Source organism: Streptomyces sp. NPDC089919, from assembly GCF_040684615.1.
Lineage (GTDB): Bacteria > Actinomycetota > Actinomycetes > Streptomycetales > Streptomycetaceae > Streptomyces.
The window spans coordinates 25,074-49,627 of record NZ_JBFBGK010000019.1 but is presented as its reverse complement, the minus strand read 5'-3'; the positions used below and the strand labels follow the sequence as shown (position 1 = coordinate 49,627).

Sequence of the window (24,554 nt, the reverse complement as noted above, 5' to 3'; positions counted from 1 at the left end):
AACCGCACTGCTCCGGCTCCCCCTGCGACTACGCTCGGAACCCGGATCCGGCAGGGCAGGCCGGAGCGGACGCCAGGAAGCGGAGGCGGCGGGATGACGGTCCCCGGACGCAGGAGCAGTACGTTCAGCCGGCTGCTGCGGCACGGATTCACCGACCCCTCGGCCGCCGGGCGTCTCTTGGACGCCCCGGAGCTGGCCGCGGTACGCACCGATCCGGTGCTGCTCGACGCGCTGGGTGCGGTCGCCGACCCGGATCTTGCCCTACTGGGGCTGGTGCGCCTCGCGGAGGCCCAGGATGCGGACGGCCGGGCCGCCCTGCTGACCACGCTGCTGGCCGCCAAGCCGCTGCGGGACCGGCTGCTGGGGGTGCTGGGCGCCTCCGAGGCGCTGGCCGACCACCTCGCCCGGCACCCGCAGGACTGGCAGGCCCTGGTCACCTACGAGGCGGCGGACCTGCACCCGGGGCTGGCGGAGTTCGAGGCGGGGCTGGCCGGGGCGGCGGACCCGGTCGCGCTGCGGGTGGCGTACCGGCGCTGCCTGCTGTCGATCGCGGCCCGGGACGTGTGCGGGACCACCGACGTGGCGCAGACCGCGGCCGAGCTGGCCGACCTGGCCACGGCCACGCTGCGGGCGGCGCTGCGGATCGCCTCGGCCGCCGAGCCCGCGGACGCGGCCCAGTGCCGGCTCGCGGTGATCGCCATGGGCAAGTGCGGCGGCCACGAGCTGAACTACGTCTCGGACGTGGACGTGATCTTCGTGGCGGAGGGGGTGGAGGGGGCCGACGAGGCCAAGGCGCTCCAGGCCGCCACGAGGCTCGCCGCACATCTGATGCGGATCTGCTCGGACACCACCGTCGAGGGCACGATCTGGCCGGTGGACGCGAACCTGCGGCCCGAGGGGCGCAACGGCCCGCTGGTGCGCACCCTCTCCTCCCACCTGGCGTACTACCAGCGGTGGGCGAAGACCTGGGAGTTCCAGGCGCTGCTGAAGGCGCGGGCGGTGGCCGGGGACGCCGAGCTGGGCGAAGCGTACATTTCGGCCATAACGCCTCTGGTGTGGCAGGCGGCCGAGCGGGACAACTTCGTCCCCGACGTGCAGCAGATGCGCCGCCGGGTGGTCGACAACATCCCCGCCGCCGAGGTGCACCGCGAGCTCAAGCTGGGCCCCGGCGGACTGCGGGACGTGGAGTTCGCCGTCCAGCTGCTCCAGCTCGTGCACGGCCGCAGCGACGCCGCCCTGCGCTCCCCCACCACCCTCGACGCGCTCCAGGCGCTGGCCGCCGCGGGATACGTCGGGCGGGCGGACGCGGCGCAGCTGGGCGACGCGTACCGGTTCCTGCGGGCGATGGAGCACCGCATCCAGCTCTACCGGCTGCGCCGCACCCACCTGGTCCCCGAGGACGAGGCCGACCTGCGCCGCCTGGGCCGGTCGCTGGGGCTGCGCACCGAGCCGGTGGCCGAGCTGAACAAGGCCTGGCGGCGGCACGCCTCGGTGGTGCGCCGGCTGCACGAGAAGCTGTTCTACCGCCCGCTGCTGGACGCGGTCGCCCAGCTAGCCCCCGGCGAGATCCGGCTCAGCCCGGCCGCGGCGGGCGAGCGGCTGGTGGCCCTCGGGTACGCCGACCCGGCCGCGGCCCTGCGCCACCTGGAGGCGCTGGCCTCGGGCGTGACCCGCAAGGCCGCGATCCAGCGGACCCTGCTGCCGGTGCTGCTGGGCTGGTTCGCCGACTCGGCCGACCCGGACGCGGGGCTGCTGGGCTTCCGCAAGGTCTCCGACGCCCTCGGCAAGACGCCCTGGTACCTGCGGCTGCTGCGGGACGAGGGCGCCGCCGCCGAGAACCTCGCCCGGGTGCTGTCCGCCGGCCGGCTCGCCCCGGACCTGCTGCTGCGCGCGCCCGAGGCGGTGGCCCTGCTGGGCGACCCGGAGGGGCTGAAGCCGCGCGGCCGGGAGGCGCTGGAACAGGAGGTGCTGGCCGCCGTGGGCCGGGCCGACGACGCCGAGACCGCGGTGGCCGTGGTCCGCGGGGTGCGCCGCCGGGAGCTGTTCCGTACCGCCGCGGCGGACATCATCGACTCCTACGGCACCGAGGACAACCCGGTCGAGGAGGACCACGGCGCCCTGGTCGACCGGGTCGGCGACGCGGTCTCCGACTTCACCGCCGCCACCCTGGGCGGCGCGCTGCGGGCGGCGGTCCGCGCCCAGTGGGGCGACGAGCTGCCCACCCGCTTCGCGGTGATCGGCATGGGCCGCTTCGGCGGGCACGAGCTGGCGTACGGCTCGGACGCGGACGTCCTCTTCGTCCACGAGCCGCGCGAGGGGGTGGACGAGCAGGAGGCCGCCAAGGCCGCGCAGGCCGTGATCGCGGAGATGCGCCGGCTGCTCCAGCTGCCCACCGCCGACCCGCCCCTCCTCATCGACGCCGACCTGCGGCCGGAGGGCCGCAGCGGGCCGCTGGTGCGCACCCTGGGCTCGTACGCGGCGTACTACCGGCGCTGGTCCCTGGTCTGGGAGAGCCAGGCGCTGCTGCGGGCCGAGCCGGTGGCGGGCGACCGGGAGCTCGGCGGCCGCTTCATCGAGCTGATCGACCCGCTGCGCTACCCGGTGGAGGGGCTGCACGAGGACGACGTCCGCGAGATCCGCCGCCTCAAGGCCCGGATGGAGTCCGAGCGGATGCCCCGGGGCGCCGACCCGACCCTGCACACGAAGCTGGGCCGGGGCGGGCTGAGCGACGTGGAGTGGACGGTCCAGCTCCTCCAGATGCAGCACGGCTGGGCCGAGCCGGGCCTGCGCACCACCCGCACCCGCCGCGCCCTCGCCGCCGCCCACGCGGCCGGCCTGCTGCCCACCGAGGAGGCCCAGATCCTCGACGAGGCCTGGGTCCTGGCCACCCGCGTCCGCAACGCCGTCATGCTGGTCCGCGGCCGCGCCGGCGACACCTTCCCCTCCGACGCCCGCGAGGTCGCCGCCGTCGCCCGCTACCTCGGCTACCCCGAAGGCCGAGCCGGCGAAATGATCGACGACTACCGCCGAGTAACCCGCCGAGCCCGCGCCGTCGTCGAGGAACGCTTCTACGGGGGGTGAGGGGGGGTGGGGGGACGGGCGGAGTCGTTCGATCTTGAGAAGCTGACGGACTTCGACTTCGAGGCGGTCTGCAAGGACCTCTTCGAGGCGGAGTTCGGGCACCCGTTGGAGATCTTCGCGGCGGGCCCCGACGGGGGTGTGGACCTGCGGTACCTGAAGGGCGACGGCCCGGCGCTGGTGATCCAGTGCAAGTACTGGGCGACGTCGGGCGGGGCGGCACTGATCAGACACGTGCGCACGACGGAGGCCCCGAAGGTGGCCCGCCTCTCCCCGGGGCGGTACGTCCTGGCCACCTCGGTGGACCTGACGCCGGCCAGGAAGGACGAGCTCTACGGGCTCCTGCGGCCGTACGCGCTCTCGCCGGGCGACGTCTACGGCCGGCGAGAGCTCGACGCCCTGTTACGCAAGCACGAGCACGTGGTCCGGCGGCACCTGCGGCTCTGGCTCACCAGCGCCTCGGTCCTGAGCGCCCTGCTCTCCCAGCGCATCGCCACCCGCTCCCAGGCCCTCCTGGACCGGGTCGCCGAGACCCTGCGGACGTACGCGGAGACCGGCAGCAGGGACCGGGCGGTGGGCGTCCTCGAGGACCGCCGCGTCTGCGTGGTGGCGGGTGCCCCCGGCGTCGGCAAGACCACCCTCGCCCACGTCCTGTGCGCGCAGTACGCGAGCCAGGGGTACGAGGTCGTGGAGATCTCGCAGGACGCGGACGAGGCCAACTCCCTCTGGGACGAGGGCCGGCCGCAGCTCTTCCACTACGACGACTTCCTCGGCCAGACCACCCTCGGCGAGAAGCTGGGCAAGAACGAGGACGCCCGGCTGCTGTCCCTGATGGACCGGGTCTCCCGCTCCCCGGGCAAACGCTTCCTCCTGACCACCCGCGAGTACATCCTCGCCCAGGCGAAACAGCGCTACGAACGCCTGGACCAGCAGCGCTTCGACCCGCTGACCTGCGTCCTGGACATCGGCGAGTACACCTACCGCGCCCGCGCCTCGATCCTCTACAACCACCTTGCGGCCGCCGCCCTCCCGGACGCCGAGAAGTCCCCCTTCGCCGACCGCACCGTCTACGAACCGATCGTCCGCCACCCCAACTTCAACCCCCGGGTCATCGCCGCCACCATCGCGGAGCGTGCCGCCTTCGGCTCCGCGGCCCCCGGCCTCGCCCGCGAGCTGGCGGACAACCTGGACGACCCCAGCCGCGTCTGGCACCACATCGTCACCCACCAGCTGAGCGCATCCGACGTGGCGCTGCTACGGCTGGCGTTCACCTTCACGAAGCCGGTCCGGCACGAGACGCTGCTCGCACAGTGGACGGCCGCGGGCCGCCCGTCCCGGTCCTTCCGCACGTCCCTGGCGATCCTGGACGGCACGCTCCTGCGCACCCGCCGCACCCCCGAGGGCGTCTCCATCGAGCTCCACAACCCCTCGATCCGCGACTACCTCAGGGATGCCGTCGCCGCCGACCCGGACGAGATCGCCTCGCTCCTCTCGTGCATCCGGCTCTACGAGCAGTTCAGAACCCTCTCCGCGATGCTGACCGCGCGCAACGGCGAGCAGCTGGCCGGACTCCTGACCCGGCACGCGGACGTCCTCACGATCGCCGCCCGCGCGGCGATCCGCCAGGGGCAGGAACCAGCCCTGCACCGGGCCCTGTTCTTCATCGAGTTCGGCGAACGGCTCTCCGTCCCGCCCCTCAGTGAACTGGGCTGGCAGATCGCACTCGACCGCCGGTACGCGCGCGACTGGTACGACGCCGACTGCGTCGTGGCCCTCGTGAAGCGCATGTCATCGGCCGAGGAGGGCTCGCTGCGGCGGGCCTTCCTGCCCGAGATGGTCGAGCAGGTGATCACCGAGGTCTGCGAGGACCTGTCCGACTGGGACTTCCTGCGCTCGGCATGGATGGTCCTCCAACAACTGGCCGAGATCGCCCCGGAAACCCGGGCGCCCCTGGCCGCCGACGAGGTCGACCGGCGCACGGACGACTACGCACGGCAGGCCGTCGCAAGCTGGGCGGACCCCGATGCCTTCCGGCGCCACGACCTCGCCGAGATGCGGGACATCATCGACTACTGCTGGACGCTGGAGATCGTCAGCGAGGAGACGTGGCGGGCGGCGGAGATCGAGGTACATCTGGCGGAGGAGCAGCGCCACGGCGAAGCCACCCAGGCGCACCGCACCCGCCCCACCCCCGCACCGTCCCCCCATCAGCCTTTCCCGACCCCAGCCGAAATCGCAGCCGTGGCCACCATGATGAGCACCCTGCCCCGGCCGGAGGCCGAGCCGGACTAACTGCTCTGCAGCGGGAACCCCTCGAACCCGTCCTCGGTCTGGTAGACCAGGGCGATCTTCTGAGCGGCGAGCAGGTCCTTCACATCAGCCGTCGGTTCTTCCGGCAGCAGCACCGCAACCCGCAGCTTCTCCGCCTTCTTGAGATGCCGGCGGTAGTCCGCCAGCTGCCCGATCGCCATGCGCACGTTGCTGCGGGTGGTCTGCCCCTTGGCTTCGTACAGCACGTGGTCGGTCTCGTCGTACACGTCTGGCGTGAGGGCGGCCGCCTCCCCCTCGATGGTGATCTGGAAGGTCTTGAAGGAGTGGCCGGCCTCTTCGAGGTGGGACTCGAAGGCCTTGACCAGCTGGCCTTCGCGGCGGATCACCTTGCGGGTGCCACCGACGATGTTCGCAACCGTCTCCGGGGTGCTGTGCTGCTCGGTCTTCTTGGCCTTGGCGCCCGTCTGGGTCGGCAGCTTCGCCAGCTGCTGCTCCAGGGAGAGTTCGATGACGGTCGTGTGCGTGGCGGGCTTCGTCGCGTCCTGAGGAAGCAGCGCCAGCTCTGAGCCTTCAGCGGCGCGGAAGCGGAAGACGATGATGCGGCGCGTTTCCAGGCCGTCCCCCACCGGGACCCAACGGTCCTGGTAGGGCTCTACCGGATCGAGTACTACCTGACCGATGTAGCGCTGCCGGGTTTCCTGCGTCCCCGGTACCCGGCCGTGCGCGACGAACAGGTGGATCGGGTGGCCGTTCGTCACCGTGTCGAGCAGCGTCTTGTTGCCCCGGATGAACTCCTGATCACCCACCGGTCCCGCCCCGGTGTACAGGTACAAGGTCCCGAACTCGTCGTCCTCGGCCTGTCCGTCGAAGGTGTAGCCGAACTTCTCGCCGACGGCCGGATCGGAGTAGACGAACACCATCTGCGAGGTCTTGGAGGGAACGATCCCGCTGTAGAGCGAACCGCCGTACGCCTCGGCGACCGCCTTGCGCGTGGTGATCACACCGGGAACAAGATCAAGAGTCGTCATGCGGCGAAGATAACCGGCCCCGCTGACAACCACCCGGCCGATACCCGATTTCACGCCAGCAACGAGCCCGGGCCGGCGGGTGGCGGCCGGCCCGGGAGCGGTGGAACGGTTACAGGACCGGGAGGTTCTTTCGCAGCTCGAAGGCGGTTACCTCGGAGCGGTATTCCTCCCATTCCTGCTTCTTGTTGCGGAGGAAGAAGTCGAAGACGTGTTCGCCGAGGGTTTCGGCTACCAGTTCGCTGCGTTCCATGAGGGAGATGGCTTCGCCGAGGTTCTGGGGGAGGGGTTCGATGCCCATGGCGCGGCGTTCGGCGTCGGAGAGGGCCCAGACGTCGTCGTCGGCGCCCGGGGGGAGTTCGTAGCCCTCTTCGATGCCCTTGAGGCCGGCGGCCAGGAGGACGGCGTACGTCAGGTAGGGGTTGGCGCCCGAATCGATGGAGCGGACCTCGATGCGCGCCGAGCCGGTCTTGCCCGGCTTGTACATCGGGACGCGGATCAGGGCCGAGCGGTTGTTGTGGCCCCAGCAGATGTAGGAGGGGGCCTCGCCGCCGGAGCCGGCGGTGCGGGAGGAGCCGCCCCAGATGCGCTTGTAGGAGTTGACCCACTGGTTGGTGACCGCGGCCGTCTCCGCGGCGTGCTTGAGCAGGCCCGCGATGAAGGACCGGCCGACCTTGGAGAGCTGGTACTCGGCGCCGGACTCGTAGAAGGCGTTGCGGTCGCCCTCGAAGAGGGAGAGGTGGGTGTGCATGCCCGAGCCCGGGTACTCCGAGAACGGCTTCGGCATGAAGGTGGCCTGGACGCCCTGCTCCAGCGCGACCTGCTTCATGACCAGGCGGAAGGTCATGATGTTGTCGGCCGTGGAGAGCGCGTCCGCGTACCGCAGGTCGATCTCCTGCTGGCCCGGGGCGCCCTCGTGGTGGCTGAACTCGACCGAGATGCCCATCGATTCGAGCATGGTGATCGCCTGGCGGCGGAAGTCCATGCCGACGTTCTGCGGGGTGTGGTCGAAGTAGCCGGAGTTGTCGGCGGGCACCGGGCGGGTGCCGTCCAGCGGCTTGTCCTTCAGCAGGAAGAACTCGATCTCGGGGTGGGTGTAGAAGGTGAAGCCCAGGTCGGAGGTCTTGGCGAGGATCCGCTTGAGGACGAAGCGCGGGTCGGCGAAGGAGGGCGAGCCGTCGGGCATCAGGATGTCGCAGAACATCCGGGCCGTCCCGGGGGCCTCCGCGCGCCACGGCAGTATCTGGAAGGTCCCCGGATCCGGCTTGGCGATCATGTCGGACTCGTAGACGCGGGCGAAGCCCTCGATCGCGGAGCCGTCGAAGCCGATGCCCTCGTCAAAGGCCTGTTCGAGTTCGGCGGGCGCGACGGCGACCGACTTCAGGAAGCCGAGCACGTCGGTGAACCACAGGCGCACGAAGCGGATGTCGCGCTCCTCGAGCGTCCGGAGGACGAATTCCTGCTGCTTGTCCATGCCTTCATCCTCGCAGTTCAGACGGCCTGTGCACCACCAGCCGGGCGTCGGTGAGCCGACCCAGTATCGCGACCCGCGGTTTCCGCCACATTACGGGCCCCGCATGAGCTGTGACACCCCCGCTCTGACCGTGGAGCCGTCATGAGCATTACCATCTGCGCCCATGGGGGGCGGGCAGGACACCGGGCAGGGGCGCGACACGCGTCCCGTCGCGCTGCTGTGCGCCCTCGGCACCCTGCTGGCGGCCCTTTTCCTGTGTGCCGCGGCCGGCTCGGGCGCGGCACCCGGGGCCGGGTACGGGACCGCGGAGGCACCCGGGGTGCAGACCGCGGCCGCCGTGCACCACCCGCACAGCCGGGCCGCGATGCAGGCCGCCTACCTGTGCCCGTACGAGCTGCCCGGCTGCTCGCCGTTCTCGCACCTCACGCCGGGGGTGCTCACCACTCCCCCGCCGGTCGCGCCGCTGCCGGCGCTGCCCGTACCGGCCGCCGGCCCGGCCCGCCGCCCGGGGCCCCGGCTGCCGGCCGGGCCGCCCGCCCGGGCCCCCGACCTCCACGTCCTTCAAGTGCTGCGGACCTGAGAGGGGCGTACGACGCCCGCTCGTCACGACCGACACTCCCACCCCCATCGAGAAGGACCACAGGGAACCACCATGGCTACCAAGGCCCCCAAGAACTCCCGCAACGCCGACCACGCCGACGGCTCGCGCCAGGCCCGCATAGCCGAGATGCGGCGCGCCGAGGCCTCCCGCGAGCGCCGCAACAAGATCCTCGTCATCAGCCTGTCCGTGCTGCTGGTGGCCGGTATCGGCGGCGCCGGCGCGTACCTCGTCACCAAGGAGAAGGACAAGAAGGACGAGGCCCAGGTCATCACCGGCGAGAAGAGCTGGGACCCGAAGACCCTCGGCCGCAAGCACGTCACCACGCCCGTCACGTACAAGATGACGCCCCCGGTCGGCGGGGACCACAACCCGGTCTGGATGGACTGCAACGGCGCGGTCTACAAGAAGCCGGTGCGCAACGAGAACGCCGTCCACTCCCTGGAGCACGGCGCCGTCTGGGTGACGTACACCGGCAAGGCCGCCAAGGGCGACGTCGAGAAGCTGGCCGCGAAGGTCGCCAGGACGCCGTACACGCTGATGAGCCCGGACGACGCGCAGGCCGGCCCGATCATGCTGAGCGCCTGGGGCAAGCAGCTGACCGTGACCAGCGCGAGCGACCCGCTGGTGGACAAGTTCTTCACCAAGTACGTGCAGGGCCCGCAGACCCCCGAGCCGGGCGCGGCCTGCACGGGCGGGGTGGCCGGCGAGTGAACCGGACGCGTTGGGCCGCCGTCACGGCGGTCGTGCTGGCCCTGCTGGTGGCGGGCGCCACCACCTTCGCCTCCGCCCGGGGCGGTTCCTCCGACACGCCGTCGGTGACCTCCGCGGACGCGGGCTTCGCCCGGGACATGGCGGTGCACCACCAGCAGGCCGTGGAGATGTCCTTCATCGTGCGCGACCGCACGCAGGACGAGGCGGTGCGCCGGCTCGCCTACGACATCGCCAACACCCAGGCCAACCAGCGCGGGATGCTGCTGGGCTGGCTGGACCTGTGGGGGCTGCCGAAGGCGTACCCGGCGGCCGAGCCGATGGCCTGGATGGCCGGCGGGGACGGCGGCGGGGCGGGCCACGACATGGAGGGGATGGACGGCATGGCCGACATGCCCGGCATGGAGCACGTGAAGCCCGGCGGCGCCCTGATGCCGGGCATGGCCACCGCGGCCCAGCTCGACCGGCTCCGCAAGGCCTCCGGCAAGGCGGCCGAGGTGCTCTACCTCCAGCTGATGACCGACCACCACAAGGGCGGCGTCGCGATGGCCAAGGGCTGCGCGCGGCTGTGCCGGACCGGGGTCGAGAAGGACCTGGCGGCGGGCATGGTGGCGGCCCAGCAGTCCGAGCTCGAGCTGATGGCCGACATGCTCAAGGAGCGGGGCGCACCGGCCGCGTGAGGCTCAGCAGTCCAGGACCGCCCGCGCCACCTGGCGCGGGCGGTCGTGCATCACCAGGTGGCCGGCGGGTTCGGCCACCTCGAAGCGGGCGCCGAGGGTGTCGGCCAGCGCCGCCTGCCGGGCCAGCCAGCGCAGCCCCGGGCCCAGGGCCCGGCCGTCGTACGCGGCCAGGACGGTGACCGGCAGGCCGGGCGGCAGCGGGCGGCGGGCCCGCAGGGCGAGCAGTTCGTCGGCCATCGCGCGGTAGCGGGCGTTCTCCAGCAGGACGCCGCGCCAGACCCGGCTCGTGCGGTAGCAGTGCGCCTGTTCGGGGGTGGCCCGGTCGGGCCGGACCGCGGCGCGGCGCAGCGCGGGGCCGAGGGCGGCGGGCGCCCCCGCGGCCGCGGCCAGCGCGCCCAGGCCCCGGGCGGCCAGCGTGTGCACGGCCGTGCGCAGGGCCGGCAGCCCGGCGGCGGCGCCGGCCCGGGGCCGCTCCTCGACGCTGGCGTCCAGCAGCACCAGGCCGGCCGCCAGCCCGGGATACCGGCGTACGAAGGCCTCGGCGTGGAAGCCGGCCAGCGAGTGGCCGACGACGGTGGCGGGGCCGAGGCCGAGCCGGTCGAGCAGGACCCGGATCCGGTCGGCCTCGCCCGCACAGGTGGGCGGCACGGCCGCGGGGGCGCTCAGGCCGTGCCCGGGCCGGTCGAAGCGCAGGACGGTGCGGTGCGGGGTGAGCAGCGGGACCACCTCGTCCCAGTCGAACCAGCCCAGGCCCAGCCCCGCGGTGAGCACCACGGCCGGCCCGGCGCCCTCGACGAGCACGTGCACGGGCCCGCCCCGGACCCGTACGAAGGCCCCGGGCGCGCCGGACGTACGGACGCCGGGCGCGCCGGACGTACCGGCCACGTGCCCGCCCCCGCCCCCACCCCTCACGCCCGCCGCTCCCGCGCCGTCGACCAGGCCAGGGTGAGCAGCCACAGGGCCACGAAGAGGACCTGGAGCCGCTGGCCGGCGCCCAGCGCCCAGGTGCCCCGGCCCGCGGTGAAGGCGGCGACGGCGCCCAGGGTCCAGACGGTGGCGGCGAGTTCGAGGACGACCAGGGCCGGGCCGGTGCGGGCCAACGGGGGCCACCAGCCGTACCGGCGGGCGGCCACGGTCAGCGCCACCACCCCGGCGAGCGCCCCGGCCATGGCGAGGCTGCTGCTGATGGCGTGCGCCTGGTGGGTGGCCGGTACCAGCCCGGCGGTCTCCCGGGCCGCGCAGACGGGGTCCGCGGTGGGCGCGCAGCTCAGCGGCAGCCAGGCGTCCGCGGCGGTGGCGGCCCCGAAGAGGGTCAGCCCCGCCCAGCCGGCCAGGGCCCAGCGGCGCGGGTCCCGGCGGGCCTGCCGGACCAGGGCGAGGAGCGCCCCGGCGAAGACCAGCAGTCCGGCCGTGAAGTCGGTGGCCCGGAAGAGGCCGCCGAGCGGCTGGTCCTCGGCGGCCAGTTCGCTCACGTACGTCTGTACCGGGTCCAGGCCGGTGGAGAACACGACCTCCAGCAGCCAGGCGGTGTAGGTCAGTGCGCCGAGGCCGAGGAGGGCGGCCTGCAGCCGCATGCCTTTTGTGGACATAGTGGGGCCAATCCTAGGCGGACGCCTTCCGCGGGAGATCAATAAAGGTGCCGTAGGAGACCGGGAAAGGCACCTCGCCCAGGACATCGCGTCAGAAAGACGATTAGACTGGCGGGCGTGCCTCAACTTCGCCTCGCACTGAATCAGATCGATGCGCACGTCGGCGACATCGCCGCCAACGCGGAGTCGGTCGTCCACTGGACCCGGCACTCCGCCGAGCAGGGCGCCCACCTGGTGGCGTTCCCCGAGATGGTGCTGACCGGCTACCCCGTCGAGGACCTCGCACTGCGCGGGTCCTTCGTCGACGCCTCCCGCCGCGCCCTGACCGAGCTGGCCGGGCGGCTGGCGGCCGAAGGGTTCGGGGAGCTGCCGGTGCTCGTCGGCTATCTGGACCGCTCCGAGAAGGCCGCCCGCTACGGCCAGCCCGCCGGGGCCCCGCAGAACGCCGCGGCCGTGCTGCACCGCGGGGCGGTCGCGCTCCGCTTCGCCAAGCACCACCTGCCCAACTACGGCGTGTTCGACGAGTTCCGCTACTTCGTGCCCGGGGACACGCTGCCCGTGGTGCGGGTGCGCGGGGTGGACGTGGCGCTCGCCATCTGCGAGGACCTGTGGCAGGACGGCGGCCGGGTGCCGGCCACCCGCTCCGCCGGCGCCGGGCTCCTGCTGTCCGTCAACGCCTCCCCGTACGAGCGCAACAAGGACGACCTGCGGCTCGAACTGGTCCGCAAGCGCGCCCAGGAGGCCGGCTGCACCCTCGCCTACCTGGCGATGACCGGCGGCCAGGACGAGCTGGTCTTCGACGGGGACTCCATCGTGGTGGACCGGGACGGCGAGGTCGTGGTCCGGGCCCCGCAGTTCTCCGAGGGCTGCGTGCTGGTCGACCTGGAGCTGCCGGCCGCGGCCGCCGAGCCGGTGACCGGCACGGTCGACGACGGCCTGCGGATCGACCGGGTCGTCCTCTCCGAGGAGCCCGTCGAGGCCTACGAGCCGGAGGTCACCGGCGGCTACGCCGGGCGCCTGGAGGACGACGAGGAGGTCTACACGGCGCTGGTCGTGGGCCTGCGCGCATACGTGCAGAAGAACGGTTTCCGCTCGGTGCTGGTCGGCCTCTCCGGGGGCATCGACTCCGCCCTGGTCGCGGCCGTCGCCTGCGACGCGGTCGGCGCGGCGAACGTGTACGGCATCTCGATGCCCTCCCGGTACTCCTCCGAGCACTCCAAGGGGGACGCGGCCGAGCTGGCCCGGCGGACCGGGCTGCACCTGCGCACCGTGCCGATCGAGCCGATGTTCGACGCCTACATGGGCTCGCTGGGCCTGACCGGACTGGCCGAGGAGAACCTGCAGTCCCGGCTGCGCGGCACCATGCTGATGGCCGTTTCGAACCAGGAGGGCCACCTGGTCCTCGCCCCCGGCAACAAGTCCGAGCTGGCGGTGGGCTATTCGACGCTGTACGGCGACTCGGTCGGCGGGTACGGGCCCATCAAGGACGTCTACAAGTCGGACGTCTTCACGCTGGCCCGCTGGCGCAACCGGGCCGCGGCCGAGCGCGGCCAGGTGCCGCCGATCCCGGAGAACTCCATCGACAAGCCGCCGAGCGCCGAGCTGCGGCCGGGTCAGGTCGACACCGACTCGCTGCCGGACTACGAGATCCTCGACGCGGTCCTGGCGCGGTACGTCGACCGGGACCAGGGCCTGGAGGAGATCGTGGCGGCCGGCTTCGACCGCGAGCTGGTGGCCCGCACCCTGCGGATGGTGGACACCGCCGAGTACAAGCGCCGCCAGTACCCGCCGGGCACCAAGATCTCCGCGAAGGGCTTCGGCAAGGACCGCCGGCTGCCGATCACCAACGGCTGGCGCGAGCGGGCGTAGGGCGCGCAACGCACGGAGGGGCCCCGCCGCGGCGGGGCCCCTCCTCGTACGTCGTGGCCGGTCAGACGGTCAGCCGGGCCGCCACCGGAAGGTGGTCGCTGCCGGTGGCCGGCAGGGTCCAGGAGGCGTCCGGCGTGACGCCCCGGACCATGATCTGGTCGATCCGGGCCATCGGGAAGCCGGCCGGCCAGCTGAAGCCGAAGCCGTCGCCCGCCGCGCCCTGGGTGGAGCGCATCTGGGAGGTGACCGGGGACAGCGCGCGGTCGTTCATCGTGCCGTTGAGGTCGCCGAGCAGGACGACCTTCTGCAGCGGCTCGGCGGCGAGCGCCTGGCCCAGCGCCTCGGCGCTGTTGTCGCGCTGGTTGGCGGTGAAACCGGCCTTGAGCTTGACCCGGACCGAGGGCAGGTGGGCGACGTAGACGCCGATCGGGCCCTCCTTGCTGTGCACGGTGGTGCGCATGGCGCGGGTCCAGCCGAGCCGTATGTCCACGGGCTTGGTGTCGCTGAGCGGGTACTTGCTCCAGACCCCGACCGTGCCCTCGACCCGGTGGTACTTGTACGTCGCGGCGAGCACGCCCTCGTAGACCGGGACGGCGCTGGCCTTCAGCTCGGTCAGGGCCAGCACGTCGGCGCCGGAGGCAGCGATCTTGGCGGCGGTGCCGCGCTGGTCGGGGTTGTCGGCGTCGACGTTGTGCGTGACGACCATCAGGTTGCCGCCGGCCCCCGACTTGTCGGTGACCAGGCCGCCGAAGAGGTTGAGCCAGACGCCCGCGGCCAGCGCTATGGCGATCAGGGCGGTGGCGGAGGTCCGCCAGATCGCGATCACCAGCAGCACCGGCACCAGCAGGCCCAGCCAGGGCAGGAAGGTCTCGATCAGGCTGCCGGTGTTGCCCACCCGGTTGGGCAGGTCCGCGTGGAAGATCATCACCAGTGCGATCAGCACCGCCACGGCCGCCGTGACCTTGCCGCGCCGCCAGATGCCAGGATCCCGGCGCAGTTCGGACAAGCGGCGCCGGAAGCGGGTTCCGGTGCGCTCGGGCTCCGAGCCGCCGTTCCCCGTCTCCGTCATGTACGCCTGTGCCATGCCCACGTCCTCACTGCCTTGCTCGCGCACCGACCCCGCCCCTTGACCCTAGGCGATGATCGCCGCGTTCCGTGCCGTCCTGGACGGCCGTACGGCCACAAGGACGGGGCGGGCGGCCCGAGCCGTTCCGCTTGTAACGAAACGCGCATATTCGCGGCCTCCCGTCATCCGTGCGAACCGGTCCCGGAGGACCGCCGGAGCGCGCCCGGACCGCCTGGCAGGGGGCGGGCCCGTCCCACTTTCGCCTCCCCCCTCGGTGATGCCACCATGGGGGGTGAGTCCGGGGACGCCGTGAGGGCGCCTCGAGATGACACAAGGAGCAGTTGCAATGACGCATGCCGTTACGCCTGCCCGGGAGACCTCCCTGTACGGAGGCAAGGGCAACCGCCGCATCACCGTCCGTGACCTGACCGGGGCCAAGGAGCGCGGCGAGAAGTGGCCGATGCTCACCGCCTACGACGCGATGACCGCCTCCGTCTTCGACGAGGCCGGCATCCCGGTGATCCTGGTCGGGGACTCGATGGGCAACTGCCACCTCGGCTACGACACCACCGTCCCGGTCACGATGGACGAGATGACCCTGCTGTCCGCGGCCGTGGTCCGGGGCACCAAGCGCTCCCTGATCGTGGGCGACCTGCCCTTCGGCTCGTACCAGGAGGGCCCGGTCCAGGCCCTGCGCAGCGCCACCCGGCTGGTCAAGGAGGCCGGGGTGCACGCCGTGAAGCTGGAGGGCGGCGAGCGCTCGCTGGCCCAGACCGAGCTGATCGTGCAGGCCGGCATCCCCGTCATGTCCCACCTGGGCCTGACCCCCCAGTCCGTGAACGCCATGGGCTACCGGGTGCAGGGCCGCGGCGACGAGGCCGCCCACCGGCTGCTGCGCGACGCCAAGGCCGCGCAGGACGCGGGCGCCTTCGCGGTGGTCCTGGAGCTGGTCCCGGCCGAGCTGGCCGCCGAGGTCACCCGCTCGCTGCACATCCCGACGGTCGGCATCGGCGCCGGCTCGGAGTGCGACGCGCAGGTGCTGGTGTGGACCGACATGATGGGCCTGACCGCGGGCAAGCTGCCGCGGTTCGTGAAGCAGTACGCCAACCTGCGCCAGACCATGGGCGACGCGGCCAAGGCGTTCCTGGACGACGTGGTCGGCGGGTCCTTCCCGCAGGAGGAGCACTCCTTCCACTGATGCCCGGGTTCCCCTGATGCCCGGACGGTGAGGCCCCGGGGCCTCCCTGTCGGCGGTCCGTCGGCGATCTGTCGGCGGACCGTCGCGTTCCGGGGCCGGTACCGGGCCGGCGTCGGCACTCTGTCGGGGCGTTGTCGGTGGTGGCTGGTCCTATAGGGGCATGACGCGAATCGACAAGAACCCCCAGCGCGGCGGCCACGCCGTGGAGGTGCGGGGGCTGGTCAAGCACTTCGGTGAGACCAAGGCCCTGGACGGGGTCGACCTGGACGTGCGCGAGGGCACCGTGCTCGGCGTACTGGGCCCCAACGGCGCCGGCAAGACCACCCTCGTGCGCTGCCTGTCCACGCTCCTCGTACCGGACGCCGGCACCGCCGTCGTGGCCGGCTACGACGTGGTCCGCCAGCCCCGCCAGCTCCGCCGCACCATCGGCCTGACCGGCCAGTACGCCTCGGTCGACGAGAAGCTCTCCGGCTGGGAGAACCTCTACATGATCGGCCGGCTGCTGGACCTCTCCCGCAAGGACGCCCGAAGCCGGGCCGACGAGATGCTGGAGCGGTTCTCCCTGACCGACGCCGGCAAGCGGGTGGCCGGCACCTACTCCGGCGGCATGCGCCGCCGCCTCGACCTGGCCGCCTCCATGATCGGCCGGCCGGCGGTCCTCTACCTGGACGAGCCGACCACCGGCCTCGACCCCCGCACCCGCAACGAGGTCTGGGACGAGGTCCAGCGAATGGTCGCCGAGGGCGCCACGGTCCTGCTCACCACCCAGTACATGGAAGAGGCCGAGCAGCTGGCCAACGAGCTGACCGTGATCGACCGCGGCAAGGTCATCGCCAACGGCAAGGTGGACGAGCTCAAGGCCCGGGTGGGCGGCCGCACGCTGCGCATCCGCCCGGCCGACGCCGCCGACCTGCCCGCGATGGCCCGCGCGCTGGCCGAGGCCGGCCTCGACGGCATCGCCGGCTCCCAGGCCGTGCCCGACGAGGGCGTGCTGCTGGTGCCGATCCTCTCGGACGAGCAGCTGACCGCCGTGGTGGGCCTGCTGGCCGCCCGCGGGTACGGCATCGCCGACCTGAGCACCTACCTGCCCAGCCTGGACGAGGTCTTCCTCGCCATCACCGGCCACAAGGCGACCCCCCAGGACGCCGCCCCCACCGAGCAGACCGAGGAGGTCGCGGCATGAGCACCAGCACCACCACCGCGCCGGCCCGCGACGCGGCCCCCGGCGGCCCCGCGAGCGCGCCGGTCGCCGCCGAGGGCCGGATCGGCCTGCGCGGCAACCTGCGCCACATCGCGGCCCTGGCCCGCCGCAACGCCCTGCAGATCAAGGCGGACCCGGAGTCGATGTTCGACGCCGTGCTGATGCCCATCATCTTCATCCTGCTGTTCGTGTACGTCTTCGGCGGCGCGATCTCCGGCAAGGGCAACAACGACGCGTACGTCAACTACGTCGTGCCCGGCATGATGGCGATGATGGGCATGAACATCGCCATGGCGGTGGGCACCGGCGTCAACGACGACTTCAAGAAGGGCGTGATGGACCGCTTCCGGTCCATGCCGATCGCCCGCTCCTCGGTCCTCATCGCCAAGATCGTGGTCGAGATCGGCCGCATGATGGTCGCCACCGGCATCCTGCTGGGCATGGGCTTCCTGCTGGGCCTGGACGTCAAGACCTCGGTGCTGCACCTCTTCGCCGCCATCGGCCTGTCGATGGTCTTCGGCGCCTCGCTGATGTGGATCTTCATCCTGCTGGGCCTGACCATGAAGACGGCCCAGGCGGTCCAGGGAGTCGCGATGCTCGTGCTGATGCCGCTCCAGTTCGGCAGCTCGATCTTCGCCCCGCCGTCCACGATGCCCGGCTGGCTCCAGGCGTTCACGGACTACAACCCCTTGTCCAACCTGGCCGACGCGGCCCGCATCCTCATCAACGGCGAAGGCGGCTCGCTCGCCCACTCCGTGTGGATGACCCTGGGCTGGTCCGTGCTGATCACCGCGGTCACGGCACCGCTGGCGGTGTCGAAGTTCCGCAAGAAGACCTGACCCGCCCCGGTACCGGGGCGGGGGTACGGGGGCTGCCCCGGTACCGACGGCGACAGGATCTGGTCCGGCACCCGGATCGCGTCCCGGACGCCGGATCAGACGAGGGCGGTGGCCTCCTCCAGGGTGAGGCCGCCGCCTTCGGCGTACGCCGCCTCGAAGGCGGCCGCGCCCAGTTCGGCCCGGGCCAGCTCGGTCGCCCGGTCCCGGCCCTCGCGCTCCATGGCCGCGGCGAAGTGGCCGGGCGGCAGCAGCGCGGCGTACGTGCCCAGCAGCCGGGCCGCGTCGGCGGCGTTGGCGGGACCGCCCAGCCCGGCCCGGGCGCCGGCCGCCGTCATCAGGTGGACGGCCGCCATCTGCGGGATCACCATCAGGGCCAGCGGGTCCCCCGCCTTGCTCAGCGCCTCGCGCAGCAGCTCCAGGGCTTCCTCGTACCGGCCGTCGGCGTTGTCCAGCCAGGCCAGCAGGCCGATCACGATCCCGTCGAAGACGGCGAACGCGCCGTACGAGAACTCCTTGCGCAGCTGCATGAGTTGGGCGCGGGCCTCGGCGGTCTTGCCGGTCCGGCCGAGCAGCATGGCGAGGAACATCCGGGCCGCCGGCATGGCCTCGGAGCCGGCGTGCTGCCCCGCGGCGGCGACGTCGCTCAGGATCTCATGGGCCTCGGCGAAACCGCTCTCCTCGGAGTCCTCGGCGAGCACCCCCGCCAGCCGCACCCGCAACAGCGCCACCTGGGCCTCGGCGCCCAGCCGGCGGGCGTACTCGACGGCCTCCCGGAAGTCGGCCGCGGCCTCGGTGAACCGCCCGCACTGCTCGCGCGCCTCACCCCGGGCGGACAGCGCCTCGGCGGCGCCCCAGTCGTCGCCCAGGTCCGTGTAGATCTCCAGGCTCTCCTCGGCGTCGCGGGAGGCGTCGCCGGCCCAGTCGGTGCGGTTGGCCAGGACGTTGGCGCGCAGCTGGAGGGCGCTGGCCAGCTCCCAGCGGTAGCCGAAGGCCCGGCAGCTCTCGACGGTGGCGTCGATGGTGTCGCGCAGCCGCTGCGGGTCCCCGGCCAGCATCACGGCGTAGATCCACAGCGCGCCGGGGGTGCGGCAGGTCTGCGGCAGGCCCGGCCGGTAGGTGGCCACCACGGCCTCGACCAGCTCCCGGGCGGCGGGGGCGTGCCAGTGCTCGTACGTCTGGTCCCGGGAGGCCAGTTGGATCAGGCGGATGCCGCGCCGGGCCTCGGCGAGCAGTTCGCCGGTGAGCGGCGGCTGCACGTCGGTGACCCGCTCGTGGACGGGCGGCGCCGGCCGCAGCGGGGCCGGGAAGGCCTCGGGGCCCAGGGCGATGGCCGCCTCGGCCCAGTGGCCGGACTCGGTGCGCAGGTCGCGCATCTGCCAGTACCAGGCCAGGCCGTGGATCAGGCAGAGCATCTCCTGCTCGTCCCGGGCGGCGGCGGCCCGGCGCAGGGCGGTGCGCAGGTTCTCGTACTCGGCGCTGAGCCGGGCCAGGGCGGCGCGCTGCTCCCTGCTGCGCAGCAGGGCGTCGTGGCCCCGGGCCAGTTCGCGGTAGTGGACGAGGTGGCGGCGCTCGGTGGCCCCCCGGTCCCCGTCGGCCTCGGCGAGGCGTTCGGCGGCGTACTCGGCGACGGTCTCCAGCAGCCGGTAGCGCATCTCGCCCCGGCCGTCGGCGGCGGCCACCACCAGCGACTTGTCGACCAGCGAGCCGAGGACGTCGGGCACGTCGAGGCCGTCGGCCGGTCCGGCGCAGACGGCCTCGGCGGCTTCGAGGTCGCAGCCGCCGGCGAACACCGACAGCCGGCGCAGCACGGCGCGTTCGGGGGCGTCGAGCAGGTCCCAGGACCAGTCGACGACGGCCCGCAGGGTCTGCTGGCGGGGCAGGACGGTGCGGGCGCCGCTGGTCAGCAGCCGGAAGCGGTCGTCGAGCCGGTCGGCGATCTGCCGGGGGGTGAGCAACCGCAGCCGGGCGGCGGCCAGTTCGATGGCCAGCGGCAGGCCGTCCAAGCGGCGGCAGATCTCGGCGGCGGCGGCCGCGTCGTCCTCGAGGGTGAAGCCGGGCCGGGCGGCGGCGCCGCGGTCGGCGAGCAGCCGCAGGGCCATCGGGTCCGGCAGCGGCTCGACCGGGCGCAGCGACTCCCCCGGCACGCCCAGGGGTTCGCGGCTGGTGGCGAGGATCTGCACGCCCGGGCAGCGGGCCAGCAGGTCCTCGGCCAGGCGGGCGGCCGCCTCGACGACGTGCTCGCAGTTGTCGAGGAGCAGCAGCATCCGGCGGCGGGAGCAGTGCTCGGCCAGCCGGGCCAGCGGGTCGTCGCCGGTGCGGTCGGTCATGACGCGCAGTTCCTCGGCGGCGGCGCCGCGCAGCTTGGTCTCGCGGGCGCCGAGGGCCGAGAGGACGGCCTCGGGCACGTCCTCCGGGTCGTCGACCGGGGCCAGCTCGGCCAGCCACACCCCGTCGGGCCAGCGGTCGCCGATGCCGGCGGTCTCGGCGGCCTCCTGGGAGAGCCGGGTCTTGCCGGCGCCGCCCGGGCCGAGCAGGGTCACCAGCCGCGCCCGGGCCAGGTCCTGGCCGATGACGCCGATGTCCTCGGCCCGGCCGACGAAGGTGGTCAGCCGGGCGCGGAGGTTGCCGGGGACCTGGATCCGGTCCCGGGTGGCCACGGTGACGGGGGCCGGGGCGGGCGCCGCGAGCGGCGCCTCCTCGAAGTCCTCCGGGGCGGCGGCGGAGCAGTGCGGGAAGACCGAGGGGCCGCCGCCGGACCAGCCGGCCCCCATCGTGCCGCCCAGGCCCTCGGGGCGGGCGCCCGCGCCGTCGGCGGGCGCGGCCGGGGCGGGGGCGGGCTGCTCCGCGCGGGGCGCGGGCGCCGGGGCCGGGTTCAGGAGTTCGGCGTGGACCGCGCGCAGCGGCGGGCCCGGATCGGTGCCGAGGCGGTCGGCGAGGTCCCGGCGGACGGACTCGTAGGCGGCCAGCGCCTCCGCGGACCGGCCGGCGTCGCGCAGCGCGCGGATCCGCAGGGCCTGCAGGGGCTCGTCCAGCGGGTGGTCGGCGCACAGCGCGGTCAGGTCCGGCAGGGCCCGCTCGGCCCGGCCCAGCGCCAGGTCCGCGGCGAAGGCGCCGCGGCGGGCGTCCAGCCGTACGGTCTCCCACCGGGCGGCCTGCGCCGACCGGTCGGGCAGGTCCGCCAGGGCCGGTCCCCGCCACAGCCCGAGGGCCTGCTCGTAGAGCGCGCCCGAGCGCGCCGGGTCGGGCTGCCCGGCCGCCTCCGCGACCAGCCGCTCGAAGCGGAAGGCGTCGACCGCGTCCCGGGCCGCCACCAGCCGGTAACCGCCCTGCGCCGAGTCGACCGTGGTGTGCCCGAGGGTCCGCCGCAGCCGGCCGACCAGCGCCTGGAGGGCGCCGACCGCGTCGGCGGGCGGGTCGCCGTCCCACACCTCGCCGATCAGCGTGGCCGCCGGTACGGTCCGCCCGGCGCGCAGCGCCAGCGCCGACAGCAGCGCGCGCAGCCGTGCGCCGCCCACGGCGACGGGCGTCCCGTCGTCGCGTACTACCTGGGTGGTGCCGAGAATCCCGTAACGCACCCGCCCATTGTCCCTGCTCCCCCGACCACCTCCACCGCCCGCCTCAGATCCGCATGAACCGCCCCGAGTCCAGCTCGAGGACCTGCCCTCCACCGGAATCCGGATCGCCGCACCCCCGCGCACGGCCGGCCGGTCTCCACCAGTACGGTCGGAGCCTCCTCCGGCGCGCGTCGGGGGGCAGTGCCAGGAACACGTCACCGGGAGCAGCATGGCCACGCCGATCCGCCGTAGCGACCGACGGGTGAGTCCCGTCTTCCTCGGGATCCTCGCCGTCATGGCGGTCACCGGGTGGGCGGTGTGGGACGGCTACGGGGCCAGTGCCGGCTTCGCGGTGTTCCTCTTCGTGACCTCGGCGTGGGTGGTCTCGCTCTGCCTGCACGAGTACGCGCACGCCCGCACGGCCCTGCACGGCGGGGACATCTCGGTGGGCGCCAAGGGCTATCTGACGCTCAATCCGCTGAAGTACACGCACGCCCTGCTGAGCATCGTGCTGCCGGTGGTCTTCGTGATCATGGGCGGCATCGGTCTGCCCGGCGGCGCGGTCTTCATCGAGCGGAACCGGATCCGGGGCCGTTGGAAGCACAGCCTGATCTCGGCGGCCGGCCCGCTGGCGAACGCGCTCTTCGCGGTCGTGTGCACGGCGCCGTTCTGGCTGCACGCGCTGGACGGGGTGCCGCTGGTCTTCCGCTACGCGCTGGGCTTCCTGGCGCTGCTCCAGATCACCGCGGCGATCCTGAACTTCCTGCCGGTACCGGGGCTGGACGGCTACGGGGTGATCGAGCCCTGGCTGTCGTACGGCGTCAAGCGGCAGATCGAGCCGTACGCGCCGTACGGCCTCTTCGCGGTCTTCGTGGTGCTGTGGATCCCGGAGGTGAACGACGTCTTCTTCGGCGCCGTCCACCACCTCATGCAGGCCCTCGGGGTGAGCGAGCTGGAGTCCTACTGCGGCCGGGAGCTGTACCAGTTCTGGCGGTCGCCGGACGAGTACGTCTGCGGGCCCGTCGGCTGAGCCGCCGGCTCAGACCCGCTTGGCGGCCTTGGCCAGCTTGGCCTTGCGCAGGTAGAACCAGGCGATGTTCGACGAGACGCCGGCCAGCATCACCCAGATGATGCCGAGGAAGCTGCCGTCCTTGAAGGCGACCGCGGCCGCGGCCACGGCCAGGACGCAGACGACGAGGGCGAAGACGGCGAGACGGGGCATGGGGGAAGGCTCCTCGAGGACGGCGGATGTGCTGCGCGTCCAGTGTCCCCCATGCCCCGCAATGGTTCCGTAAGGGCCCGTACGAGGGTTCCGTCAGGGCTCAGACGTCCGTGACCCGCAGGCCCGCGTGGGCCTTGTAGCGGCGGTTCACCGAGATCAGGTTCGCCACCAGCGACTCGACCTGGTGGGCGTTGCGCAGCCGGCCGGCGAAGACGCCCCGCATCCCGGGGATCCGGGCGGTCAGGGCCTGCACCAGGTCGGTGTCGGCGCGGGCCTCGCCCAGCACCATCACGTCGGTGTCGATCTCCGCCACCGACTCGTCCTGGAGCAGGACCGCCGACAGGTGGTGGAAGGCCGCGGTCACCCGGGAGTCCGGCAGCAGGGCGGCGGCCTGCTGGGCGGCGCTGCCCTCCTCGGGCTTGAGGGCGTAGGCGCCCTGCTTGTCGAAGCCGAGCGGGTTGACGCAGTCGATCACCAGCTTGCCGGCGAGCTCCTCGCGCAGGGACTCCAGGGTCTTGGCGTGGCCGTCCCACGGCACCGCGATGATCACCACGTCGCTGCGCCGGGCGCAGTCGGCGTTGTCCGCGCCCTCGACGCCCAGGCCCAGCTCGGCCGCGGCGGACTCGGCCCGCTCGGCGGCCCGGGACCCGATGATCACCTTCTGGCCGGCCCGGGCGAACCGGTACGCCAGGCCCCGGCCCTGGTCGCCGGTACCGCCGAGGACGCCGACGGTCAGGCCTGAGACGTCGGGCAGGTCCCACGGGTCCCGGGCGGGAGCCTTCGGGGCCTTGGCGGGGGCGTCCGCAGGGGCCTGACCTGCGGGCTGAACGCTGTCGGAGGAAGTCATGCGCCGACCATACCGATGCTGCCGAACGGGTGAGGGGGCAACAACGCCTCCCGCCCGTCCGATGTGTGCGGCATCATGCCGCTTCATGGATGCCGTACGGGTCGCGCTGCTGCGCGAGGTCCTTGCCGGAACCGAGTGGCCGGGGGCCGCCCGCCGGTTCGCGGTGGCCCTGCGGACCTCGCTGGTACCGGCCGGCGGCGGGCTGCTGCTGGTCGGTACGGAGCAGTACGAGCCCTGGCACCTGGCCGCGCACCTGGTCGACGAGGCCGCCTGGTCGGGCCTGCCGGAACTGGCGCCGACGCTGGTGCGCCACCGGGTCGCGCCGGACGCCCCGCCGCACCTGTCGGTGGGCCTGGGCCGCCTGGAGGCGGCCGGCCGCGGGGAGACGCTGCTGGTGGTGGCGCCGGAGGAGCCGGACGGCGGCCTGCTGGAACGCGTCCACGACGCGCGGCGGGCGGGGGCGACCGTCCTGAGCCTGTCCGGCGGGGCCCGCGAGCTGGGCGCGCTGGCCCACGACGTGCTGTCCGTACCGGCCGGGGCGGGGCTGGACCTGGACACCGTCCAGCACCTGGTGAGTGCGGCGGCCGGGGAGAACAGCATGCCGGTCCAGCGGACGCCGCGGCGGTTCCGTGACCGCCTCTCCCGCCTCGCGGACCAATTGACTGCGCCCCCGCCCAGCCGCTGGTGAAGCCCCCTTGCCCTCTTCGCGTGGCCGCGGGCGGTCGGGATGTGCGGGGAGCGCCGCTTGACGGGGGTGGCAGGCTGGGCCGGAGGCAGGCCCGGGCCTGGGATCGCCGAAGGCGACGGCGAAGCCGCGAAGTCCCAGGGGTGGGCCTGCCGCAGGGCCTGCAGGCCGCCCCCGTCAAGCGGCGCGGGGACCCGCACATCCCGACCGCCCGCCGTGGGAGTGGCCGCTGCGCGGAGCCAGCCCCACCCCGCCCCTTCCCGAAACCGTGGGGCGCCGCCCCCGGACCCCCGCGCCTCAATCGCCGGCGAGGCTGGGAGGGGCACGGCAAGGCCGGACAAGGAGACCGCCGGGCCCAGGTCGTGGTGGGCCAGACCTACGCCCCCGCCTCCCCCTCCGGGTCCCCGCTCTTGTCGTTCCATTTGGGGTCGTTCTGCCATTCGAGGTTCCGCTCGCGGGCGGTTTCCATGGCGTGGGCGGCTTCCTCGCGGGTGGGGTAGGGGCCGAAGCGGTCCTTGGCGGGGCATTCGGGCCCCTCCTCGACCTTCTGGTGGACCAGGCAGTAGAACCACTCGCCCGGCTTGCCCACCTGGCGCTTCTTGAACACGGCCATCGCAGCTCCTCTCTCTGCCGCCATGCTGCCCGAT

Annotated in this window: 20 protein-coding genes; 11 read left to right on the top strand and 9 right to left on the bottom strand. The window is 73.3% G+C overall.

Going from position 1 to position 24,554, the window contains the following annotated elements; all coding sequences use genetic code 11:
• Positions 1 to 93: 93 nt before the first annotated feature.
• Positions 94 to 3,081, top strand: a complete 2,988-nt coding sequence (locus tag AB0O40_RS11215; RefSeq protein WP_365038299.1) for a bifunctional [glutamine synthetase] adenylyltransferase/[glutamine synthetase]-adenylyl-L-tyrosine phosphorylase — start codon at positions 94 to 96, stop codon at positions 3,079 to 3,081.
• A gap of 6 nt (positions 3,082 to 3,087) precedes the next feature.
• A complete protein-coding gene (locus tag AB0O40_RS11210; RefSeq protein ID WP_365038296.1) occupies positions 3,088 to 5,370 on the top strand; it encodes a restriction endonuclease in 2,283 nt (760 codons plus the stop codon).
• Here the strand turns inward: AB0O40_RS11210 and AB0O40_RS11205 are convergent.
• Both AB0O40_RS11205 and AB0O40_RS11200 read right to left on the bottom strand, forming a co-directional pair.
• Positions 5,367 to 6,377 (bottom strand): hypothetical protein, encoded by a 1,011-nt coding sequence (locus AB0O40_RS11205; protein WP_365038293.1) that lies wholly within the window; start codon positions 6,375 to 6,377, stop codon positions 5,367 to 5,369. The genes AB0O40_RS11210 and AB0O40_RS11205 overlap by 4 nt on opposite strands.
• Before the next feature lie 109 nt (positions 6,378 to 6,486).
• Complete coding sequence (locus AB0O40_RS11200; protein WP_365038290.1) at positions 6,487 to 7,848, bottom strand: glutamine synthetase family protein; 1,362 nt, start codon at positions 7,846 to 7,848, stop codon at positions 6,487 to 6,489.
• Between the two features lie 163 nt (positions 7,849 to 8,011).
• Here AB0O40_RS11200 and AB0O40_RS11195 point away from each other — a divergent pair, with 163 nt between their 5' ends.
• The 3 genes from AB0O40_RS11195 to AB0O40_RS11185 all read left to right on the top strand — a co-directional run bounded on the left by AB0O40_RS11195 (position 8,012) and on the right by AB0O40_RS11185 (position 9,837).
• Positions 8,012 to 8,428 (top strand): hypothetical protein, encoded by a 417-nt coding sequence (locus AB0O40_RS11195; protein WP_365038287.1) that lies wholly within the window; start codon positions 8,012 to 8,014, stop codon positions 8,426 to 8,428.
• Between the two features lie 72 nt (positions 8,429 to 8,500).
• On the top strand, positions 8,501 to 9,160 hold the full coding sequence (locus tag AB0O40_RS11190) for a DUF3105 domain-containing protein (RefSeq protein ID WP_365038285.1): 660 nt from the start codon (positions 8,501 to 8,503) through the stop codon (positions 9,158 to 9,160).
• Positions 9,157 to 9,837, top strand: coding sequence for a DUF305 domain-containing protein (locus tag AB0O40_RS11185; RefSeq protein WP_365038282.1), 681 nt, complete (start codon positions 9,157 to 9,159; stop codon positions 9,835 to 9,837). Before AB0O40_RS11190 ends, AB0O40_RS11185 begins: the two co-directional genes overlap by 4 nt.
• A gap of 3 nt (positions 9,838 to 9,840) precedes the next feature.
• On the opposite strand, the gene AB0O40_RS11180 is transcribed toward AB0O40_RS11185, so the two are convergent.
• Both AB0O40_RS11180 and AB0O40_RS11175 read right to left on the bottom strand, forming a co-directional pair.
• Positions 9,841 to 10,722, bottom strand: a complete 882-nt coding sequence (locus tag AB0O40_RS11180; RefSeq protein WP_365038279.1) for an alpha/beta hydrolase — start codon at positions 10,720 to 10,722, stop codon at positions 9,841 to 9,843.
• A 23-nt stretch (positions 10,723 to 10,745) separates the two neighbouring features.
• Positions 10,746 to 11,426 (bottom strand): DUF998 domain-containing protein, encoded by a 681-nt coding sequence (locus AB0O40_RS11175; protein ID WP_365038276.1) that lies wholly within the window; start codon positions 11,424 to 11,426, stop codon positions 10,746 to 10,748.
• 117 nt (positions 11,427 to 11,543) lie between these two features.
• Here AB0O40_RS11175 and AB0O40_RS11170 point away from each other — a divergent pair, with 117 nt between their 5' ends.
• A complete protein-coding gene (locus AB0O40_RS11170; protein ID WP_365038273.1) occupies positions 11,544 to 13,295 on the top strand; it encodes an NAD+ synthase in 1,752 nt (583 codons plus the stop codon).
• Positions 13,296 to 13,356: 61 nt separating this feature from the next.
• On the opposite strand, the gene AB0O40_RS11165 is transcribed toward AB0O40_RS11170, so the two are convergent.
• Positions 13,357 to 14,379, bottom strand: a complete 1,023-nt coding sequence (locus tag AB0O40_RS11165) for an endonuclease/exonuclease/phosphatase family protein (RefSeq protein ID WP_365038270.1) — start codon at positions 14,377 to 14,379, stop codon at positions 13,357 to 13,359.
• A gap of 328 nt (positions 14,380 to 14,707) precedes the next feature.
• On the opposite strand from AB0O40_RS11165, the gene panB reads away from it, so the two are divergent.
• The 3 genes from panB to AB0O40_RS11150 all read left to right on the top strand — a co-directional run bounded on the left by panB (position 14,708) and on the right by AB0O40_RS11150 (position 17,599).
• Entirely contained in the window at positions 14,708 to 15,559 is an 852-nt protein-coding gene (panB, locus tag AB0O40_RS11160; protein WP_365038268.1) for a 3-methyl-2-oxobutanoate hydroxymethyltransferase, read from the top strand.
• A gap of 160 nt (positions 15,560 to 15,719) precedes the next feature.
• Positions 15,720 to 16,742 carry an ATP-binding cassette domain-containing protein gene (locus AB0O40_RS11155; RefSeq protein ID WP_365038264.1) on the top strand — a complete coding sequence of 341 codons (1,023 nt, stop codon included), beginning with the start codon at positions 15,720 to 15,722 and terminating at the stop codon, positions 16,740 to 16,742.
• Positions 16,739 to 17,599: an ABC transporter permease gene (locus AB0O40_RS11150; RefSeq protein WP_365038261.1), complete on the top strand. Its 861-nt coding sequence runs from the start codon at positions 16,739 to 16,741 to the stop codon at positions 17,597 to 17,599. The genes AB0O40_RS11155 and AB0O40_RS11150 overlap by 4 nt, the downstream gene beginning before the upstream one ends.
• Positions 17,600 to 17,694: 95 nt before the next feature.
• Here the strand turns inward: AB0O40_RS11150 and AB0O40_RS11145 are convergent, their stop codons facing one another.
• Positions 17,695 to 21,174 carry a BTAD domain-containing putative transcriptional regulator gene (locus tag AB0O40_RS11145; protein ID WP_365038258.1) on the bottom strand — a complete coding sequence of 1,160 codons (3,480 nt, stop codon included), beginning with the start codon at positions 21,172 to 21,174 and terminating at the stop codon, positions 17,695 to 17,697.
• Positions 21,175 to 21,382: 208 nt separating this feature from the next.
• On the opposite strand from AB0O40_RS11145, the gene AB0O40_RS11140 reads away from it, so the two are divergent.
• Positions 21,383 to 22,183, top strand: a complete 801-nt coding sequence (locus tag AB0O40_RS11140) for a site-2 protease family protein (protein ID WP_365038255.1) — start codon at positions 21,383 to 21,385, stop codon at positions 22,181 to 22,183.
• Positions 22,184 to 22,192: 9 nt separating this feature from the next.
• Here AB0O40_RS11140 and AB0O40_RS11135 read toward each other — a convergent pair whose 3' ends face one another.
• Both AB0O40_RS11135 and npdG read right to left on the bottom strand, forming a co-directional pair.
• On the bottom strand, positions 22,193 to 22,375 hold the full coding sequence (locus AB0O40_RS11135) for a hypothetical protein (protein WP_365038252.1): 183 nt from the start codon (positions 22,373 to 22,375) through the stop codon (positions 22,193 to 22,195).
• 100 nt (positions 22,376 to 22,475) lie between these two features.
• On the bottom strand, positions 22,476 to 23,222 hold the full coding sequence (gene npdG, locus AB0O40_RS11130; RefSeq protein ID WP_365038249.1) for an NADPH-dependent F420 reductase: 747 nt from the start codon (positions 23,220 to 23,222) through the stop codon (positions 22,476 to 22,478).
• An 85-nt stretch (positions 23,223 to 23,307) separates the two neighbouring features.
• Here npdG and AB0O40_RS11125 point away from each other — a divergent pair, with 85 nt between their 5' ends.
• A complete protein-coding gene (locus AB0O40_RS11125) occupies positions 23,308 to 23,910 on the top strand; it encodes a hypothetical protein (RefSeq protein WP_365038246.1) in 603 nt (200 codons plus the stop codon).
• A 373-nt stretch (positions 23,911 to 24,283) separates the two neighbouring features.
• Here the strand turns inward: AB0O40_RS11125 and AB0O40_RS11120 are convergent, their stop codons facing one another.
• Positions 24,284 to 24,520: a hypothetical protein gene (locus AB0O40_RS11120; RefSeq protein WP_365038243.1), complete on the bottom strand. Its 237-nt coding sequence runs from the start codon at positions 24,518 to 24,520 to the stop codon at positions 24,284 to 24,286.
• Between the last annotated feature and the right edge of the window lie 34 nt (positions 24,521 to 24,554).